General features: G+C 42.0%; 1 protein-coding gene. It reads left to right on the forward strand.

Annotated elements, in window-relative coordinates; genetic code table 11:
* Window positions 1–509 (forward strand): YaaW family protein (locus IEY73_RS34970; RefSeq protein ID WP_189083274.1); only part of this gene is annotated, 509 nt, incomplete at both ends.

Consider the following 509-nt stretch of genomic DNA (forward strand, 5'->3'; position numbering starts at 1 on the left):
TACTATGGGAGCAATAGTTTTGCGAGCTTCATTAAAGGCGAAGGAGTCTTATACAAAGAGATCCTATGCGATGTGTGCGATAAATTAAAGGTCAATTACAACAAGAAAACCGAAACGACTTTAATTGAACAAAACATGCTTTCTAAAATCTTAGAAAGAAGTTTGGAAGAAATGGACGATGAAGAAGTGAAAGAAATGTGCGATGAATTGTCCATAAAAAACACGGACAATTTAAACAGACAAGCCTTAAGCGCGGCGACTTTAACGCTGTTTAAAATGGGGGGCTTTAAATCTTATCAATTGGCTGTCATTGTTGCGAATGCGGTCGCAAAAACCATTCTAGGGCGTGGTTTATCGCTTGCGGGCAATCAAGTGCTTACAAGGACTCTGAGCTTTTTAACAGGCCCTGTTGGCTGGATCATTACAGGCGTATGGACAGCGATTGATATTGCAGGGCCGGCTTATAGGGTAACCATACCGGCATGCATTGTGGTTGCCACTTTACGCCT

The sequence above is a fragment of the Mangrovihabitans endophyticus genome, from assembly GCF_014646155.1.
In the GTDB taxonomy this organism is placed as follows: Bacteria; Actinomycetota; Actinomycetes; order Mycobacteriales; family Micromonosporaceae; genus Actinoplanes; species Actinoplanes endophyticus.